13 protein-coding genes are annotated in these 14851 nt (G+C 71.5%); 1 reads left to right on the forward strand and 12 read right to left on the reverse strand.

Annotated features, from left to right (window positions below; genetic code table 11):
• Both ACP4IX_RS21835 and ACP4IX_RS21840 read right to left on the reverse strand, forming a co-directional pair.
• Positions 1 to 2733 (reverse strand): amino acid adenylation domain-containing protein (locus ACP4IX_RS21835; protein WP_426556430.1); only part of this gene is annotated, 2733 nt, incomplete at its 3' end.
• A gap of 112 nt (positions 2734 to 2845) precedes the next feature.
• A complete protein-coding gene (locus ACP4IX_RS21840; protein WP_426521987.1) occupies positions 2846 to 3973 on the reverse strand; it encodes a cytochrome P450 in 1128 nt (375 codons plus the stop codon).
• Between the two features lie 286 nt (positions 3974 to 4259).
• Between ACP4IX_RS21840 and ACP4IX_RS21845 the strand changes: the two genes are divergently transcribed.
• Positions 4260 to 5150 carry a TIGR03621 family F420-dependent LLM class oxidoreductase gene (locus ACP4IX_RS21845; protein WP_426556431.1) on the forward strand — a complete coding sequence of 297 codons (891 nt, stop codon included), beginning with the start codon at positions 4260 to 4262 and terminating at the stop codon, positions 5148 to 5150.
• A gap of 53 nt (positions 5151 to 5203) precedes the next feature.
• Here the strand turns inward: ACP4IX_RS21845 and ACP4IX_RS21850 are convergent, their stop codons facing one another.
• The 10 genes from ACP4IX_RS21850 to ACP4IX_RS21895 all read right to left on the reverse strand — a co-directional run bounded on the left by ACP4IX_RS21850 (position 5204) and on the right by ACP4IX_RS21895 (position 14827).
• The gene (locus ACP4IX_RS21850) at positions 5204 to 5719 is read right to left on the reverse strand and encodes a hypothetical protein (protein WP_426556432.1); all 516 of its coding nucleotides are present in this window, start codon (positions 5717 to 5719) and stop codon (positions 5204 to 5206) included.
• A gap of 51 nt (positions 5720 to 5770) precedes the next feature.
• Complete coding sequence (locus ACP4IX_RS21855; RefSeq protein WP_426556433.1) at positions 5771 to 6892, reverse strand: tryptophan dimethylallyltransferase family protein; 1122 nt, start codon at positions 6890 to 6892, stop codon at positions 5771 to 5773.
• A gap of 21 nt (positions 6893 to 6913) precedes the next feature.
• Positions 6914 to 8098: a cytochrome P450 gene (locus ACP4IX_RS21860; protein ID WP_426556434.1), complete on the reverse strand. Its 1185-nt coding sequence runs from the start codon at positions 8096 to 8098 to the stop codon at positions 6914 to 6916.
• Positions 8076 to 9317, reverse strand: coding sequence for a nitric oxide synthase oxygenase (locus ACP4IX_RS21865; protein WP_426521982.1), 1242 nt, complete (start codon positions 9315 to 9317; stop codon positions 8076 to 8078). The genes ACP4IX_RS21860 and ACP4IX_RS21865 overlap by 23 nt, the downstream gene beginning before the upstream one ends.
• 339 nt (positions 9318 to 9656) lie before the next feature.
• Positions 9657 to 10868, reverse strand: a complete 1212-nt coding sequence (locus tag ACP4IX_RS21870; RefSeq protein WP_426556435.1) for a cytochrome P450 family protein — start codon at positions 10866 to 10868, stop codon at positions 9657 to 9659.
• Positions 10869 to 11002: 134 nt separating this feature from the next.
• A complete protein-coding gene (locus tag ACP4IX_RS21875; RefSeq protein ID WP_426521980.1) occupies positions 11003 to 11836 on the reverse strand; it encodes an ABC transporter permease in 834 nt (277 codons plus the stop codon).
• Positions 11833 to 12843 carry an ATP-binding cassette domain-containing protein gene (locus ACP4IX_RS21880; protein ID WP_426521979.1) on the reverse strand — a complete coding sequence of 337 codons (1011 nt, stop codon included), beginning with the start codon at positions 12841 to 12843 and terminating at the stop codon, positions 11833 to 11835. The genes ACP4IX_RS21875 and ACP4IX_RS21880 overlap by 4 nt, the downstream gene beginning before the upstream one ends.
• Complete coding sequence (locus ACP4IX_RS21885) at positions 12833 to 13315, reverse strand: DNA-binding protein (RefSeq protein WP_426521978.1); 483 nt, start codon at positions 13313 to 13315, stop codon at positions 12833 to 12835. Before ACP4IX_RS21885 ends, ACP4IX_RS21880 begins: the two co-directional genes overlap by 11 nt.
• A 133-nt stretch (positions 13316 to 13448) precedes the next feature.
• Entirely contained in the window at positions 13449 to 14594 is a 1146-nt protein-coding gene (locus ACP4IX_RS21890) for a histidinol-phosphate transaminase (RefSeq protein WP_426521977.1), read from the reverse strand.
• Positions 14591 to 14827: an MbtH family protein gene (locus ACP4IX_RS21895; RefSeq protein WP_426521976.1), complete on the reverse strand. Its 237-nt coding sequence runs from the start codon at positions 14825 to 14827 to the stop codon at positions 14591 to 14593. The genes ACP4IX_RS21890 and ACP4IX_RS21895 overlap by 4 nt, the downstream gene beginning before the upstream one ends.
• Between the last annotated feature and the right edge of the window lie 24 nt (positions 14828 to 14851).

Consider the following 14851-nt stretch of genomic DNA (forward strand, 5'->3'; position numbering starts at 1 on the left):
GTCCAGCCCCTCGTCCATCCGCCCCGCGACCGGCGAACCGACGACGATGTCCGATCCCGCGCCCAGCCGCGACAGCAACGCCGCCAGCGCGGCCTGCAACACCATGAACGGTGTCACGTCCGCCGACCGGGCCAGGTCCCGCAGCCCGGCATGCAGGTCGGCGCCGAGCTCCAGGGACACCACTCCGCCTTCGTACGACGCCGAGGCGGGGCGCGGCCGGTCCCCCGGCACCGTCACCTCCTCCGGCGCTGCCTCCAACTGATGTGCCCAGTAGGCGAACTGGCGGGCCATCTCGCTGTCCGGATCGTCCACGTCCCCCAGCGCCTCGTGCTGCCACACGGTGTAGTCCCCGTACTGCACCGGCAGTGCCGGCCAGGCCGGGGCCTCGCCGCCCGAGCGGGCCGCGTAGGCCGCCACCAGATCACGTGCCAGGGGGCCCGCCGACCACCCGTCCCCCGCGATGTGGTGGAGCACGAGAAGCAGGACGGCGGCGTTCGGGGCGTCTTCGGTCCGGAAGAGCCACGCCTTGGCCGGGATGTCGGCCGCGAGATCGAAGGGGTGACGGGCCGCGGCGCGGATCTCCGCTTCGAGGCGGTCCTGCCCGACGGTGACGGTGCGCAGCGCCAGGTGTGCCCGCTCCGCGGGCAGGACGCGCTGGACGGGCCGGTCGGCCGTTTCGGAGAAGACGGTGCGCAGCGGCTCGTGCCGCACGACCAGATCGTTGAGGGCGGCCTCCAGCGCGTCGTGGTCGACGTCGCCGGTGAGGCGCAGGGCGAGGGGCATGTTGTAGGTCGCCGACGGACCTTCGAGTTTGTGCAGGAACCACAGCCGCTGCTGGGCGTACGACAACGGCAGCGACTCCGGACGCGGACGCGCCTCCAACGCCGGACGCACCTGCCCCGCGTCCAGACGGCGTACCAGCCCCGCCACGGTCGGCGCCTCGAACAGCGCCCTCAGCGGCAGTTCGACGCCCATGACACGGCGGATCCTGCTCACCAGACGCGTCGCCAGCAGCGAGTGACCACCCAGGTCGAAGAAGCTGTCGTCCACCCCGACCGACGCCACCCCCAGAATGTCCCCGAACAGGCCGCACAGCACGGCTTCGGTCTCTGTGCGGGGTGCGCGGGACACGCCGGTGCCGTCGTAGTCGGGGGCGGGGAGCGCGGTGCGGTCGATCTTTCCGTTCGGTGTCAGCGGCAGTGTGTCCAGCAGGACGGTGGCGGACGGCACGAGGTGGTCGGGGAGCACCTCCTGAAGGTCGGCCCGCAGCGACGCGGGGGTCACCTCGGCGTCGGGGGCGGGGACGGCGTAGGCGACGAGCCGCGTATCGCCCGTGGTGTGCGTGAGGGGCAGCACGACGGCCTGTGCCACCGCGGGGTGCCGCCGCAGCGCCTCCTCCGCCTCGCCCGGCTCCACCCGGAACCCGCGGATCTTCACCTGGTCGTCCACGCGGTGCAGGAACTCCAGTTGACCGTCCGCGTTCCACCGGACGACGTCGCCGGTGCGGTACATCCGAGCGCCCGGCGCGTCGAACGGGCACGCGACGAACCGTTCCGCCGTGAGACCCGGCAGCTCCACGTATCCGCGTGCGAGGCCGGGGCCGGTCACGTACAGCTCCCCTGCCGTGCCGACGGGCACCGGGGCCAGCGCGTCGTCCAGGACGAACACCTGGACCTCCGCCACCGGTGTCCCGATCGGGACCTGTACGGGGCCGCCGTCGAGGGCGGTGAGCGGTTCGGTCAGGGTGGTGGCGACCGAGCACTCGGTGGTGCCGTAGCCGTTGACCAGCTCGTGGTCGGCGGACCACCGGCGCACGAGGTCGGGCGGGCAGCTCTCGCCGCCGATGTGCACCCGGCGCAGGTCGGGCAGCGTGGACTCGGTGCCGACGGGGAGGGTGGCGAGCACCGGGACCGGCAGGGTGACGTGGGTGATCTGTTCGTCGGCCAGCACGTCGGCGAGTTCCTCGCCGAGCAGACGGCCGTGTTCGGGGACGACGAGGGTGCCGCCTCCGGCGAAGGTGGTGAGCAGCTCCCAGATCGCCACGTCGAAGGTGGGGGGCGCCAGTTGGAGCACGCGGGAACCGGTGTCGGTGGTCTGGTGCCGGGCCGCCGTGGCGACGAGGGCGGCGAAGCCCGTGTGCGGGACGCCGACCGGTTTCGGGGTGCCGGTGGAGCCCGAGGTGTGGATGACGTAGGCGAGGTCCCTCGGGAGCAGCGGGCGGGTCCGGTCGCCGTCGTGGGGCGCGGTGGCGGGGCAGGCGGCGAGCGCTGCGCCGGTGGCGGGGGCGTCGAGCGGGAGCGGCCGGGTGCCACCGGGCGGCAGGCGGCGGGCGAGGTCGGTGTGGAGCAGGACGGCTTTGGGTCCGCTGTCCCGCAGGAGGCGGGCGAGGCGTTCGGTGGGCTGCTCGGGGTCCAGCGGGAGGTAGGCGGCACCGGCCTTCATGATGCCGAGGAGAGCGGCGATGTGTTCGGCGCCGCGCGGCAGGGCGACGGCGACCCGGTCGTCGGGTCCCAGGCCCTGGCCGATGAGCCACCAGGCGATGCGGTTGGCGCGGGCGTCGAGTTCGGAGTACGTCCAGGTGGTCGTGCCCGCGCTGACGGCCAGGGCCCGCGGGGTCAGCGCCGCGCGGGTCCCGAAGATGGCCGGCAGCGTGGTGGGGTCGGGTGCCGCCCCCCGGTGCCCGCTGCCGTCCGTGGACCGTCCGCTCGTGTTCGGCTCGTCAACGTATCGCATGATGAATTCTTCTGCCCCTGGGGTCCGAGTGGTTCACGACGCGGCGGAGTTGTGGTGGCTGTGGAGGTGGCGGCGGGCGGGGATGCGGGAGAGCCCGCGGCGGCGGTAGCCGTCAGCCTCGTGCGACGGCTACGGGGAAGGACCTGAGACCGGCGATGCTCGGGTTCCGGTAGTACTGGAGGGGGCCGTCGGTCCTCTCCAGGACGGGGTACCGCCGCAGCAGCGCCGTCAGCGCGATCCGGATCTCGGTGCGGGCCAGGGGCGCGCCCAGGCAGTAGTGGACGCCTTGTCCGAAGCCGACGTGCTGGTTGTGCTGCCGGTGGATGTCGAAGCGCTCGGGGTCCTCGAACTGCCGCTCGTCGTGGTTGGCCGACAGTGCGGAGAGCGACACGAACTGCCCGGCGGGGATGGCGACTCCGCCGAGTTCGGTGTCACGTGTGGTCAGGCGCAGGCTGTTGGGCACCGCGGGGCGGTAGCGGACCGACTCCTCGACGGCGGCCGGTATCAGGCCCGCGTCCTGTCGTACGGCAGTCAGCGCGTCGGGGTGGCGCAGCAGCTCGAAGACGAGGCTGGCGAGTGAGCAGGCGGTGGTGACGTGCCCGCCGACGAGCAGCAGTTTGCCGATGTTGACCACCTCCTCCTCGGTGAGCCGTTCGCCGTCCACCTCGGCCTGCGCGAGCCGGCTGAAGAGGTCGTCCTTGGGGGCTCCGCGCCGTAGCCGGTAGTGCTCGCGCAGGTAGGCGAGGAGTTCGGCGCCCGCCGCGTCGATCGCCTTGACGAGTTCCTCGCCGGCCAGGTCGCCCGCCTCGAAGGAGAGCAGCCGGTCCGCCCAGCCCCGCAGCAACTCCCGGTCCTCGAAGGGGAGCCCGATCAGTTCGGCGATGACCATGACCGGCAGGGGGTCGGCCAGGTCGCGGGCCACGTCGATCTCGGGGTCGCCGTCCACGGCGTCCAGCAGGCGTTCCACGGTGGCCTCGATCTCCGGGGCGAGGCCGGCGACCGTCCGCTGGTTGAACGCCTTGCCGATCAGTGCCCGCAGCAGCCGGTGCCTCGGCGGGTCCATCTCGGTGAGTCGGCCCTGGCCCCAGGCGTCTCCCTTGCCCCACTCGGCCGGGTAGGCCCGCCACAGTTCGGAGGAGTACGTGGCGTGGTCCAGGCTGGCGGTGACGACGTCGGCGTACCGGAGCACCATCCAGGCGCCGGTCGCCGGGTCCTGGTGGACGGGATGCTGGTCCCGCATGGCGCGGAACCAGTCCTGGAGTGCTTCTCCGTCGTCCTCGGAATAGGGCGGGGCAGGTGTCGAATTCCCCACGGTGGTTCTGGCGTTTGCTTGCTCTGGGCGCACGAAAAACTCCTTCTCCCCGCACGACGAAGGAAACAAGGCACGTGACATTCGTCCCGAGACTCGATCACGGGCCTCACCGGTGTCAAGATTGCGGAATTTGAACAGCCGCCGCCGGAATACCGGCCGCGGCCGCAAAAGCGCGTGCGTTCTCGGATTCCGGCTCCGCTGCTAACGTCGCATCATGACTCTTCCCGAGAATCGGCCGTTCCGTTTCGGCGTCAATCTCGTCACGCCCGCGCCGCGGCGTGAATGGGCAGAAAAGTCCCGCAAGGTCGAGGACCTGGGATTCGATGTGCTGGGCGTGCCGGACCACCTGGGCGCGCCCGCCCCGTTCCCCGCCCTGGTGGCGGCGGCCGAGGCCACCGAGCGGATCCGGGTGACCACCTTCGTCCTCAACGCAGCGTTCCACAACCCGGTGCTGCTGGCCCGGGAGGCCGCCACGGCCGACCTGCTGACCGACGGCCGCCTGGAGGTCGGGCTGGCGGCCGGCTCCATCCGGCAGGGTACCGGCTCCGACGGGGTGCCGTTCCCGTCCGCCGGTGAGCGCGTCAGCCAACTGGAGCGCACTGTCAAGGAGTTGCGCGGGCTGATGGTGAACCCCGATCACACACCGCGGCCGGTGCGGCCCGGCGGCCCGCCGCTGCTGGTGGCCGGTAACGGCGACCGGGTGCTGCGGCTGGCCGCCGAGCACGCCGACATCATCGGCTTCACCGGCATCTTCGCGGGGCGCGGGGAGTTCCCGCAGCTGGCGAGCCCGGAAGAGCTGGGCGAGCGGGTGGCCCTGGTCCGTGAGCAGTTGGGCGCCCGGGTCGCGGAGGTGGAACTGAACCTGCTGGTGCAGCAGGTGATCGTCACGGACGATCCGCGGGGCACCGCCGAGGAGTGGGCGCGGCATCCGCTGGCCCACTTCACCCCCGAGCAGCTGCTCGCGACGCCGGCCTGGCTGATCGGGTCGCAGCGGGAGATCGCCGATCGGCTGACGGAGTACCGGGAGCGGTTCGGCCTCAGCTACATCGTGGTCCTGGAACCGTGGCTGGAGGCCTTCGCACCGGTCGTGGAGATGCTGAAGTGACGGTTCGGTCCAGGTGCCGGGCGGGCGGGCTCACCACCCGCCCGCCCGTGCCTTCACCGCCCGCCAGGCTCCGTACCGTCCGGCTCCGTGCCGTCGCCGCCCGCCGCGAGCACGTCCGCGGCGCGGCTGATCTTCTCCAGGGCCTCGTCGCGGAGCTCGAGGCCGTGCCGGTAGTAGGCGCCCTGGCTCTCCGGGTGCTCGTGGAGGACGTCTCGGACGGCGAGGAGACCGGCCGGCCGGACCGGTTCGAGGCATGGCAGAGGGCCGCCGACGGTGCCGTTGAGCAGGTCGACGGTACGCCAGCCGAAGAAGTAGAAGGCGTCGGTGTACACCGACGCCCAGTCCCATTGCCGAAGGAATTCCTGACGTTCGTCGGCGGCGGTCTGCCGTTCGTCCGTCGATGTCCACGACGGATCCAGAACCGTCACGACGGATTCCATCAGCATGTCAAGCTGTCCGAAACGGGTATGGATTTCCGCCAGCACCCCCGACGGAACACGCCAGGGAGTGCCTGGCCTGTCCACAAGTCCCGAATATCGCTTCCACGCGTCGACCACAGGCTCATACACGAGGACTGATTATGGCACGCTGTCAGCGACGGGCGGCAGCCCTTTCGGCGGTCATTCCTGCCCGTCGAGGGCGTACCGCGCCCTCGGGTCCGTGTGCCGCAGTTCGGGCGAGAAGTACGCCTTGAGCCGGGGGCGGCCGGGACCCGGCCGCCAGGCCACGTAATTGTGGATGCCGCGGCCCGCGGCGGGCGGGCGGGACGCCACCTCGCGCAGCGCCCGTTCGTAGGGGCCGGAGGACCGGTCGCAGGCGGCCAGCGCCGCCTTCATCCGGCGGCGCACCGCCTCGTCGTCCGGGGCATAGGTCCACATGGGGAGGTAGACGGTCGCACCGCCGACCGCGGCGGGCCGCGCCCCGGTGAACGACAGGCAGGTGACCGGGGGTTGAGCGGAGAGGTCGGCGACCGCCTCGGGCAGCATCGTCCCGCAGAACCGCCGCACGGGTGCGGCCGCGAAACCCGGGTACGGCGCCATGAGTTCGGCCAGGCCGTCGGCATCGGTGGCGTAGTGCCGGAAGTACAGCTTGACCCGCGCCTCGGGGTCCGCCGAGAGGTCGAGCGAGAACATCACCGGCCGGTCAAGACGCTCGCCCCGTGCCATGTGCGCGGTCACCGCGGGCCAGGCCGCTCCGAGCCCGACGGCGGCAAGACCCCGTTCGCACAGCTCCGCGGCCCGCTCGGGCCCGCCGACGGCCGGGTAGAACCAGACCTTGAACTGGGCGTCCCCCTGCCGTCGCACCTCTGCGCCGAACATCGCGACGTGCTCGGTGGCCGGCTTCTCGGGCAGATACAGGTCGGCGACCTGCGCCCACCGCCGCTCGTCCGTTCCGTACCGGCGGACCAGGCCGGCCATCGTGGCGCGGGCGGAGTCGACCCGGTCCACCGGGCAGTCCCCGGGGCGCAGGGCCTCCACCGCGAACTGCAGCGCGGGGTCGTCGTCGAGGCCGATCGCGAACTCCATCGGCGACCCGTCGGACGACACGTCGGACTCGGCCAGTTGCGCGGCCGTGGCCGTGCCCCAGGAGCCCGTCATCGCGCCGAAGGCCTCCACGCACACGCCGCTTCGGTCACCGAGGCCGAGGCCGGACGCCAGTCGGGCCAGGCGTGCCACGCCCGCGGCCCTGGCCGAGGGGGCCGACCCGGTCTCCGCCCCGCTGCTCCCGCTCACCATCTCCATCGCCGCCGACACTCCTTCGGGTCAGCCGAGTGCGAGCGGTAGCCGGGAGAGGCCGCGCAGCGTGCCGTTCGGCCGCACCACCGGTTCGCCCGCCGCGTGGACACCGGGGTGCCGCAGCAGGGCCCCGAGCGTCACATGTGCCTCGATCCGGGCGAGGTTGAGGCCGAGACAGGAATGCGCGCCTCGGCCGAAGCCCAGGTGGTTGTTGGGCTTGCGGTCCAGCCTCAGCGTGTCCGGGTCGGGGAACTGCGCGGGGTCGCGGTTGGCCGCGCCGATCAGCGCGGTCACCACCTGGCCGCTCTGGACGGTGACCCCGCCCAGCTCGGTGTCCTCGGTGCAGGCGCGGGCCAGTGCCTGCACCGGTCCGACGTACCGGATCAGTTCCTCGACGGCGGTGTCGAGGCCGACGTCACCGCGTACCAGGGACTCCCACGCGCCGGGCGTGTCCAGCAGGGCCGCCAGGGCGTTGCCGAGGAAGCGGCTGGGCACCTCGAACCCGGCGTGGAAGAAGGCGCGTACGGAATTGACCAGTACGTCGTCGGCGTCGACGCCGGAACCGGGCAGGCGGCGCACCACCTCGGGCAGGACACCGTGCGGGCCGGGGTCGGCGAGCCAGGTGCGGACCAGGTCGTTGAAGTGGGCGCGGGCGCGCAGTCCGGGTTCCTCCGCGTCGGGGTCGAGCTGCGCGTCCATGCTGTGGTCGAGGTCGTCGTTGAAGCGGGCGAACGCCTCGTCGGTCTCGGGTGGTTCGACGCCGATGAACCGGGTGATGGCCCGCAGGGTGAACACGTCCGCGTAGTCGTGGATGAAGTCGAAGGACGGCCGGCCTGCCAGTTCGTCGAGCAACCGGTCGGCGAACGCGTCGAGTTCCTCGCGCAGCGCGTCGAGGTCCTGCGCGCGGACCGCGTCGAGGGCGAGGTGGCGCAGCGGGGTCTGGTCGGGCGGGTCCAGGGTCTGCAGGCTGAGCAGGGTCGGCGGGGTCGGGATGCCGATCTTCCGGAAGTCGGTGCTGAACCGGGCGGAGTCACGCAGGATCGCCGTGCAGTCGGCGTGCCGGGTCATCAGCCAGGAGTCGATGCCCGAGTGCCAGTAGACCGGCTGGGCTTCGCGCAGCCGCCGGTAGACCGGGTAGGGGTCGGCGAGCACCGCGGGGTCGAGGGGGCTGAACAGGGGGTCGGTGGCCTCAGGGGCGGGCGATACGGTCACGGCTGTCTCCGGTGTCGGCGCCGACGCTGACGGGCGGCTGTGGGTCCGGTCCGTGGGCCTCGCCGGCGGTCGTCGGAGCGTGTCCGGTGGCCGGGCAGCGGCCGGGGGCCGGTGCTTGCAGGAACGCGGGCGACGACTCCTGGTCGTCGTAGTAGCGGTGGAAGACGGGGGTCACTCCGCCCGAGAGCGGGGGCACGATCCAGGACCAGTCGGCGGGCACGGTGCGGCCGGCCTTCTCCTCGCGGCTCAGGTGGCGCAGGAACCGCTCCGACTCGGTGTGGTGGTCGGTGATGGTGATGCCGTCCCGCTCGAACGACCAGAGCACCGCCACGTTCAGCTCGACCAGCGCCCGGTCCTTCCACAGGGTCCTGTCACTGGTGCGGTCCAGGCCCAGCCGGTCGGCGATCTCGGGCAGCAGGTCGTAGCGCTGGGTGTCGACGAGGTTGCGGGCGCCGATCTCCGTGCCCATGTACCAGCCGTTGAAGGGGGCGGCGCCGTACCGTACGCCGCCGATCTCCAGCACCATGTCGGAGATGACGGGCAGCGCGTGCCAGCGCAGGCCGAGGTCGGCGAACCAGTCGTGGTCGGGGTGGCGCAGCGGGACCTCCCGCACGGCGTCGGGCGGGAGGTCGAAGAGCCGGGCCGCTCTGCCCGGCTCCTCGACGAGGAGCGGCAGGACGTCGAAGCGGGTGCCCGGGCCGCCTGGCCAGCCGAGGGCGCGGACGCGGTCGGTGAGGTCGGCGGACGCGGGGTCGCCGGTGACGCGGCCACCGGGGCCGCGGTAGCCGGCGTAGCGGATGAGCTGGGGGTTGTGGATCCGCGGTCCCGTGCCGTCGGGTCCGTCGGCCGCGAAGACACTGATCGTGGGGCGGATCCGGCCGCCGTTGAAGGCCAGCCGCAGGTGTGCGACGCACTCGCGGTGGATGTCCTCGGCCGTCCGCAGGTGTCGCAGGTCGCGTACGACGAGGCCGGGCCAGTACAGGCGGCCTATGCAGCGCCTGCTGTTGCGCCAGGCGATCTTGGCGCCGAAGGCCAGTTCGCCGGCGGTGTGCACATAGGTGCCGCTCTGGCGGATCTCGCGGCGGATCTCGGCCATGCGGTCGGCCGGCGGGCGGTCGACGGCGTTCTCCGAGCTGTACAGCCGGATGAATTCATCGGCGCGTGCGATCAGGCCTGGAATGTCGAGTTCTGCTGTGTCGGTGTCTGCGGGCCCTGCCATGCGCAACCCCCGTCAACGGTGCCGTAGCCCGGCAGGTCTGACCATGCCGGGCTACGGCCGTACGTTCTCATCTCTGCTTTCAGTGCAGGTAACGCATATCGGTTCACCTCCCCGCATGGTCCGCTTTTCCACGGCACCTCCCGCACTCTCGAACATCTCGGGAGCGCTGCAATCAATTGCTTATCGGGAGGCGGGAAATTCGGGCAGTCGTCAATCTATGGTCCGGCCCGACTGCCGTCAACAAAGCACTCGAACACCCGGGTAATGCGTCATGGGCCACATGCTTCATCGAGTGATTTCACTAGCCCGATTTCCGCGCAGGACTCGGAGGCGGAGGGCTCAGAGGGTGACCGGGAGCGCGGTGAGGTGCCAGCTGCCGGGGTTGGGCAGCCGCGGCACCTCGTCGGGCGGGACGGCGAGCGCGAGGTCGGGGAAGCGGCTCAGCAGGGCCTCGATCGCCACCTCCGCCTCGACGGCGGCCAGCGAGGCGCCGATGCAGTAGTGCGCTCCGTGGCCGAAGCCGAACTGGACCGCGGCGCCGGCGGGCCGGGTGATGTCGAGCGTGTCGGGGTCGTCGAAGACGCGGGGGTCGCGGTTGGCGGAGGCGATCACCGCCACCACGGAGTCCCCGGCGCGCACCTGCGCGCCGCACAGCTCGAAGTCCTCCAGGACGTAGCGGATGGCGGTCAGCAGCAGGGGGGGCCGCCACCGCATCAGCTCCTCCACGGCCCGGGGCATCAGGGACGGGTCGGCACGCAGGGCGGCGAGCTGTTCCGGATGCGAGAGGAGGGCCACCACGGAGTTGGCGATGAAGTTCGCGAGATTGTCCTGGCCTGCGAAGACGGTATGCCACACCATGGTGACCAGCTCGGTGTCGCTGATCCGGTCCGCGTCCTCGGCCTGGGCCCGCAGAAGGTCGGAGACCAGGTCGTCGCCGGGCTGTTCACGCCGCAGTTCGATGACCCGCTTGGCGCCCTCGATGGCATCGCGCAGGGCCTCGTCGTACGTCTGGCCTCCAGAGCTGATCCGGGCGACGTAGGCGCGCCACAGGGACCGGTCCGCCTCGGGGATGCCCATGACGTCGCCGACCACGAAGGTGGGCAGCGGCTGTGCGAAGTGTTTCAGGAGGTCGACGGTGCCCTCTTCGGCGAGGCCGGGCAGGGTGTCGAGCAGCCGGTCGGCGCTCTGCCGGATCATGTCGCGGCGGGCGGCGGCGCGACGGGCGGTGAAGGCCCGTACGGCGAGCTTGCGCAGCCGGCCGTGGTCGACGCCGTCCATGTGGGACATGGTCAGCATGTAGGGACGTACGTCGTCCGGGATCCGCTGGTTCCAGCTGTCGGCGGTCATGGCGAGGCGCGGGTCGCTCAGCATGGCCTTGGCGTCGCTGTGGCGGGTGACCGCCCATATCGATCCGAATCCCGGCGCCATGAGGCGCACTATGGGGGTCTGTTCCCTCGCCCTCCCATAGGCGGAAATCGGATCGCTGAGTACCTCGGGGTCGACCATCGCGATCTCGGGGACGTCGACCCGGGAATTCTCACTGTTGAGCACGGCGCTCCCCCAATAAAATTCGGACGATTTCCGGTGCGGTGGGGACGATGCTATCCACGGTCTCCACCGGCGGCAAACGTTCAAAAATTACGAGGGGAACGCCGTTTTGACGGGCTGGATCACAGCCCGCTCCTTTATTCGCTCTTGTTGTAGCGCAGCAGACTGAGCGGCACGAACACGATCAGCAGCACCGCGCAGGAGACGAGGGCGGGAGTGAGGTCGGCCGTGCCGTCCCCGTTCATGAGGGAGCGGCTCGCGGTGACCACGTACCCGATGGGGTTGATGTCGACGAACGCCTCCAGCCAGCCGGGCATGGTGGCCGGCTCGGCGAAGATGTTGCTGGCGAAGGTCAGGAGCGACAGCAGCAGCATGCCGAGCGCGGAGACACCCTGCGGGGTGCGCAGCACCAGGCCGAGGAACGTCCAGATCCATGAGACGCAGAAGCCGAAGAGGACAGCGAGGAGCACGCCGCCGATGACGCCGAGCAGTCCGCCGTCGGGCCGGAAGCCCAGTGCGAGCCCGACGGCGACCACGACGGCCGACGAGATCAGATAGCGCACCACGTCGCCGATCAGGGCGCCGGTCAGCGGGGACGGCCGCCAGATCGGCATCGACTTGAAGCGGTCGAAGATGCCCTGTTGGAGGTCGGTGGTGAGGGCCACACCGGTCTGCGTGGAGATGAACAGCACGCCCTGCACGAGGATGCCGGGCAGCAGGAACTGCAGGTACTCGCGGCTGCTGCCGGAGATCGCGCCGCCGAAGAGGTAGGTGAAGATCAGCGTGAACATCACCGGGGTGATGGTCGCGTTGAACAGCTGTCCCGGCGAGCGCTTGATCTTCACCAGCGCCCGCCAGCCCATCGTGAGCGACGTGGACAGCGCCCCGGGGCGCTGCTGGGGGCGGGTGTCCTCGCCGAGGACCCGGACCAGCCTCTCCTCCGCCTCCATCGGGCGCGCGGCGGTCGTCATCGGCTCTCCTCGTTCGTGGCGGGCTTGCGGCCGGACTTGCGGCCCGGCTTGCGGGCGGCGGGCACCTCGGAGGTGGGGGGCCGCCCGGTCAGCGCGAGGAACACCTCGTCCAGGCTCGGGCGGTCCATGGCGAAGTCGTCGACCTCGATGGTGCGGGTGAGTTCGCCCAGGGCGCGCGCCACGCTCCGGGGATCGGTGCCCCGCGCGGTGAGTTGGGCCGGGCCGGTGGTCTCGGCGGGCACACCCAGGGCACCGACGAGGATGCGGCTCGCCTCCGGCAGGTCGTCGGGGTCCGTCAGTTCGACGCGCAGTGAGCCGCGGCCCACCGAGGACTTCAGCTCGCCCGGGGTCCCCTCGGCGACCAGCTTGCCGTGGTCGATGACCGCGACGCGCTGCGCGAGCTGGTCGGCCTCCTCCAGGTACTGGGTGGTGAGCAGGACGGTCGTGCCTCGCTCGACGGTCGCCCGGATGATGGCCCAGACCTCGTTGCGGCTGCGGGGGTCGAGTCCCGTGGTCGGCTCGTCGAGGAACATCAGCTGAGGCCGGACGATGAGCCCGGCGGCCACGTCCAGACGGCGGCGCATACCGCCGGAGTAGCCGCGGGCCGGGCGGTCGGCGGCTTCGACCAGGTCGAATGCCTCCACCAGGTCGCGTGCGCGCTCCCGGGCGGCCGTGGAGCGGTATCCGTGCAGCCGGGCGAGCAGCAGCAGGTTCTCCATGCCCGTGAGGTCGTTGTCGACGCTGGCGAACTGGCCGGTGAGGCTGACTCGTTCCCGTACGCGGTGTGCTTCGCGGACGACGTCGTGACCGAAGACCCGGGCGACGCCCGCGTCGGGGGCGAGCAGTGTCGCCAGGATGCGCAGGGTCGTGGTCTTGCCCGCGCCGTTGGGTCCGAGGACTCCGTAGACGGCGCCGGCCGGGACGGACAGGTCGAGGCCGTCGACGGCCTTGGTGGTCCCGAAGGACTTCACCATGCCGACGGTCTCGACCGCGAGTTCAGTGCTCACATTCACCCTTGGGGTCGCTTGCGGCTGGGGTCTGGGGCCGTGACGGTGGGGTCGGACCCGGGCTCTGGGTGCCGCGTCCGGCCCGTTTCTGCGCCGCCTGGGGGGACCGGAGGCCGAGGCCGTAGGCGATGTCCTGCCAGGTCAGGCCGATGTCCCTGGCGACGAACAGCAGGCTCGCCTCCAGTACGTCCAAGTCGGCGCGGGCGCGCGGGAGCAACGTCAGGGCCGCCATGATGTCGGTCCTGTCCATCTCGGGCGCGTCGGCGGAACGCCCGCCGGCGGCCCGGGAGGCGATGAGACGGACGGCCTCCTGAGCGGTGAGACGAGCCGGCGGGTCGGTCGGCCCCGACCGCTCGGCGTCGGCCAGGCGCTCGACCACGTGCCGCAGCGCCACGTGCTCCCGGCGGGCACGGGCATGGTCGGGATCTTCGGCACGGTCCAGGGCGTCCGGCCCCTCCGCATGATCGGTCATGGAAGGAGCCTGGCAACTTCAACCAGAGGTTGTCAACCAGAAGTTGAAAACCAGCGGGTGATGTCACCTGAACGGAGGACACGTATCGCGTGGGGGCCGGAGGCTTCGGCTCTCGGGTCCGCAGCGCGCCTCCTCAGCCGAGTGGCGCCGACCGGACGGCGCCGCCGGCCTCGATGGGGGTGAACCGTGCCGCCGCGGCCAGGAAGGCGTCGTTCTCGGTGGCCGTGCCGACCGTCACCCGTACCCCCTCTCCGGGGAAGGCCTTGACCAGGATCCGCTGCTCGCGGCAGTGCGCGGCGAAGGCCTCCGCGGCCGGACCGGCGGGCAGCCACAGGAAGTTCGCGCCGCTGACCGGCACGTCCCAGCCCGCGCCGAGCAGAGCGGCCCGGACCCGCTCCCGCTCCTCGGTGAGGTGCCGGCAGCGTTCCCGCACTTCCCGCTCGCAGTCCAGCGCGGCAACCGCGGCCCGCTGGGCGAGGGTGCCGACCGCGTACGGGACCGCGACCCGGCCCAGCAGTTCGGCCACCGGCGGGGCGGACAGGCAGTAGCCGATCCGCAGCCCGGCCAGCCCGTAGGCTTTGGAGAAGGTACGTAGCGCGACCACGTTGGTACGCCCCTGCCGCAACAGGTCACGCACCAGGCCGAACCCGTCGAGCGGGTCGGCCTCCTGCTCGGTGAACTCCGCGTACGCCTCGTCCAGGACCACCAGGACGTCCGGCGGCACCTCGGCGAGGAAGCGCTCCACGACCGACCGTGACACGGATGTCCCGGTCGGGTTGTTGGGCGAGCACACGAAGACCAGCCGTGTGCGGTCGGAGATCGCCGTGGCCATCGCCGGCAGGTCAAGGGCGTGCCCCGCGGTCAGCGGGACCCGGCGCACCACCGCGCCCGCCGTCCCGGCGATGGCCGGATAGACCTCGAACGAGCGCCAGGGGACGATCACTTCGTCGCCCGCCGCACAGGTGATCTGGATCAACTGCGCGCACAGACCCACCGACCCCGGCCCCAGGCAGAGGGTGGCGGGCGGCACTCCGTGGCGCTCGGCAAGCCGGGCGGTGAGGTCGGCGGACGAGTTGTCGGGATAGCGGTTCACCCCCTGGACCGCGCCGGACAGCGCGGCCTGCACGGCGGCGGGCGGCGCGAACGGCGATTCGTTGCAGTCCAGGCCGATCATTCCGGGTTCGGCGGCCCTTCCCCGGAAGAACGGCAGGCCGTCCAGATCCGTCCGGACCCGCGGCCGGGCCGCGGGCAGACGGTCCGGGCCGGACGGGGCGGTCATTCGGTGCGGTCCCGGGCACCGGCCGCCGCGCTCATCGCGTCCACCAGGCTCTTGGGACGCATGTCCGTCCAGTGCTGGTCTATGTAGTCCAGGCACTCGGTCCGCGGGGCCTCACCGAACACCGTGTGCCAGCCGTCGGGAATGTCGACGATCACCGGCCACAGCGAATACTGAAGTTCGTCGTTGATCAGTACGACGTACACGGCGTTTTCGTCCTCGAACGGATTCGACATCGCCTCTCCGATTCTCTTCGTTCT

The organism is Streptomyces sp. WG5, from assembly GCF_049974565.1.
In the GTDB taxonomy this organism is placed as follows: domain Bacteria; phylum Actinomycetota; class Actinomycetes; order Streptomycetales; family Streptomycetaceae; genus Streptomyces.

Bases quoted from the DNA above. Each gene is read 5' to 3' on its own strand.
- ACP4IX_RS21885 (WP_426521978.1), bottom strand. From the start codon at position 13,315: ATGACCGATCATGCGGAGGGGCCGGACGCCCTGGACCGTGCCGAAGAT.
- ACP4IX_RS21865 (WP_426521982.1), bottom strand. From the start codon at position 9,317: ATGGCAGGGCCCGCAGACACCGACACAGCAGAACTCGACATTCCAGGC.
- ACP4IX_RS21895 (WP_426521976.1), bottom strand. From the start codon at position 14,827: ATGTCGAATCCGTTCGAGGACGAAAACGCCGTGTACGTCGTACTGATC.
- ACP4IX_RS21840 (WP_426521987.1), bottom strand. From the start codon at position 3,973: ATGCGGGACCAGCATCCCGTCCACCAGGACCCGGCGACCGGCGCCTGG.
- ACP4IX_RS21845 (WP_426556431.1), top strand. From the start codon at position 4,260: ATGACTCTTCCCGAGAATCGGCCGTTCCGTTTCGGCGTCAATCTCGTC.
- ACP4IX_RS21890 (WP_426521977.1), bottom strand. From the start codon at position 14,594: ATGACCGCCCCGTCCGGCCCGGACCGTCTGCCCGCGGCCCGGCCGCGG.
- ACP4IX_RS21875 (WP_426521980.1), bottom strand. From the start codon at position 11,836: ATGACGACCGCCGCGCGCCCGATGGAGGCGGAGGAGAGGCTGGTCCGG.
- ACP4IX_RS21855 (WP_426556433.1), bottom strand. From the start codon at position 6,892: ATGGAGATGGTGAGCGGGAGCAGCGGGGCGGAGACCGGGTCGGCCCCC.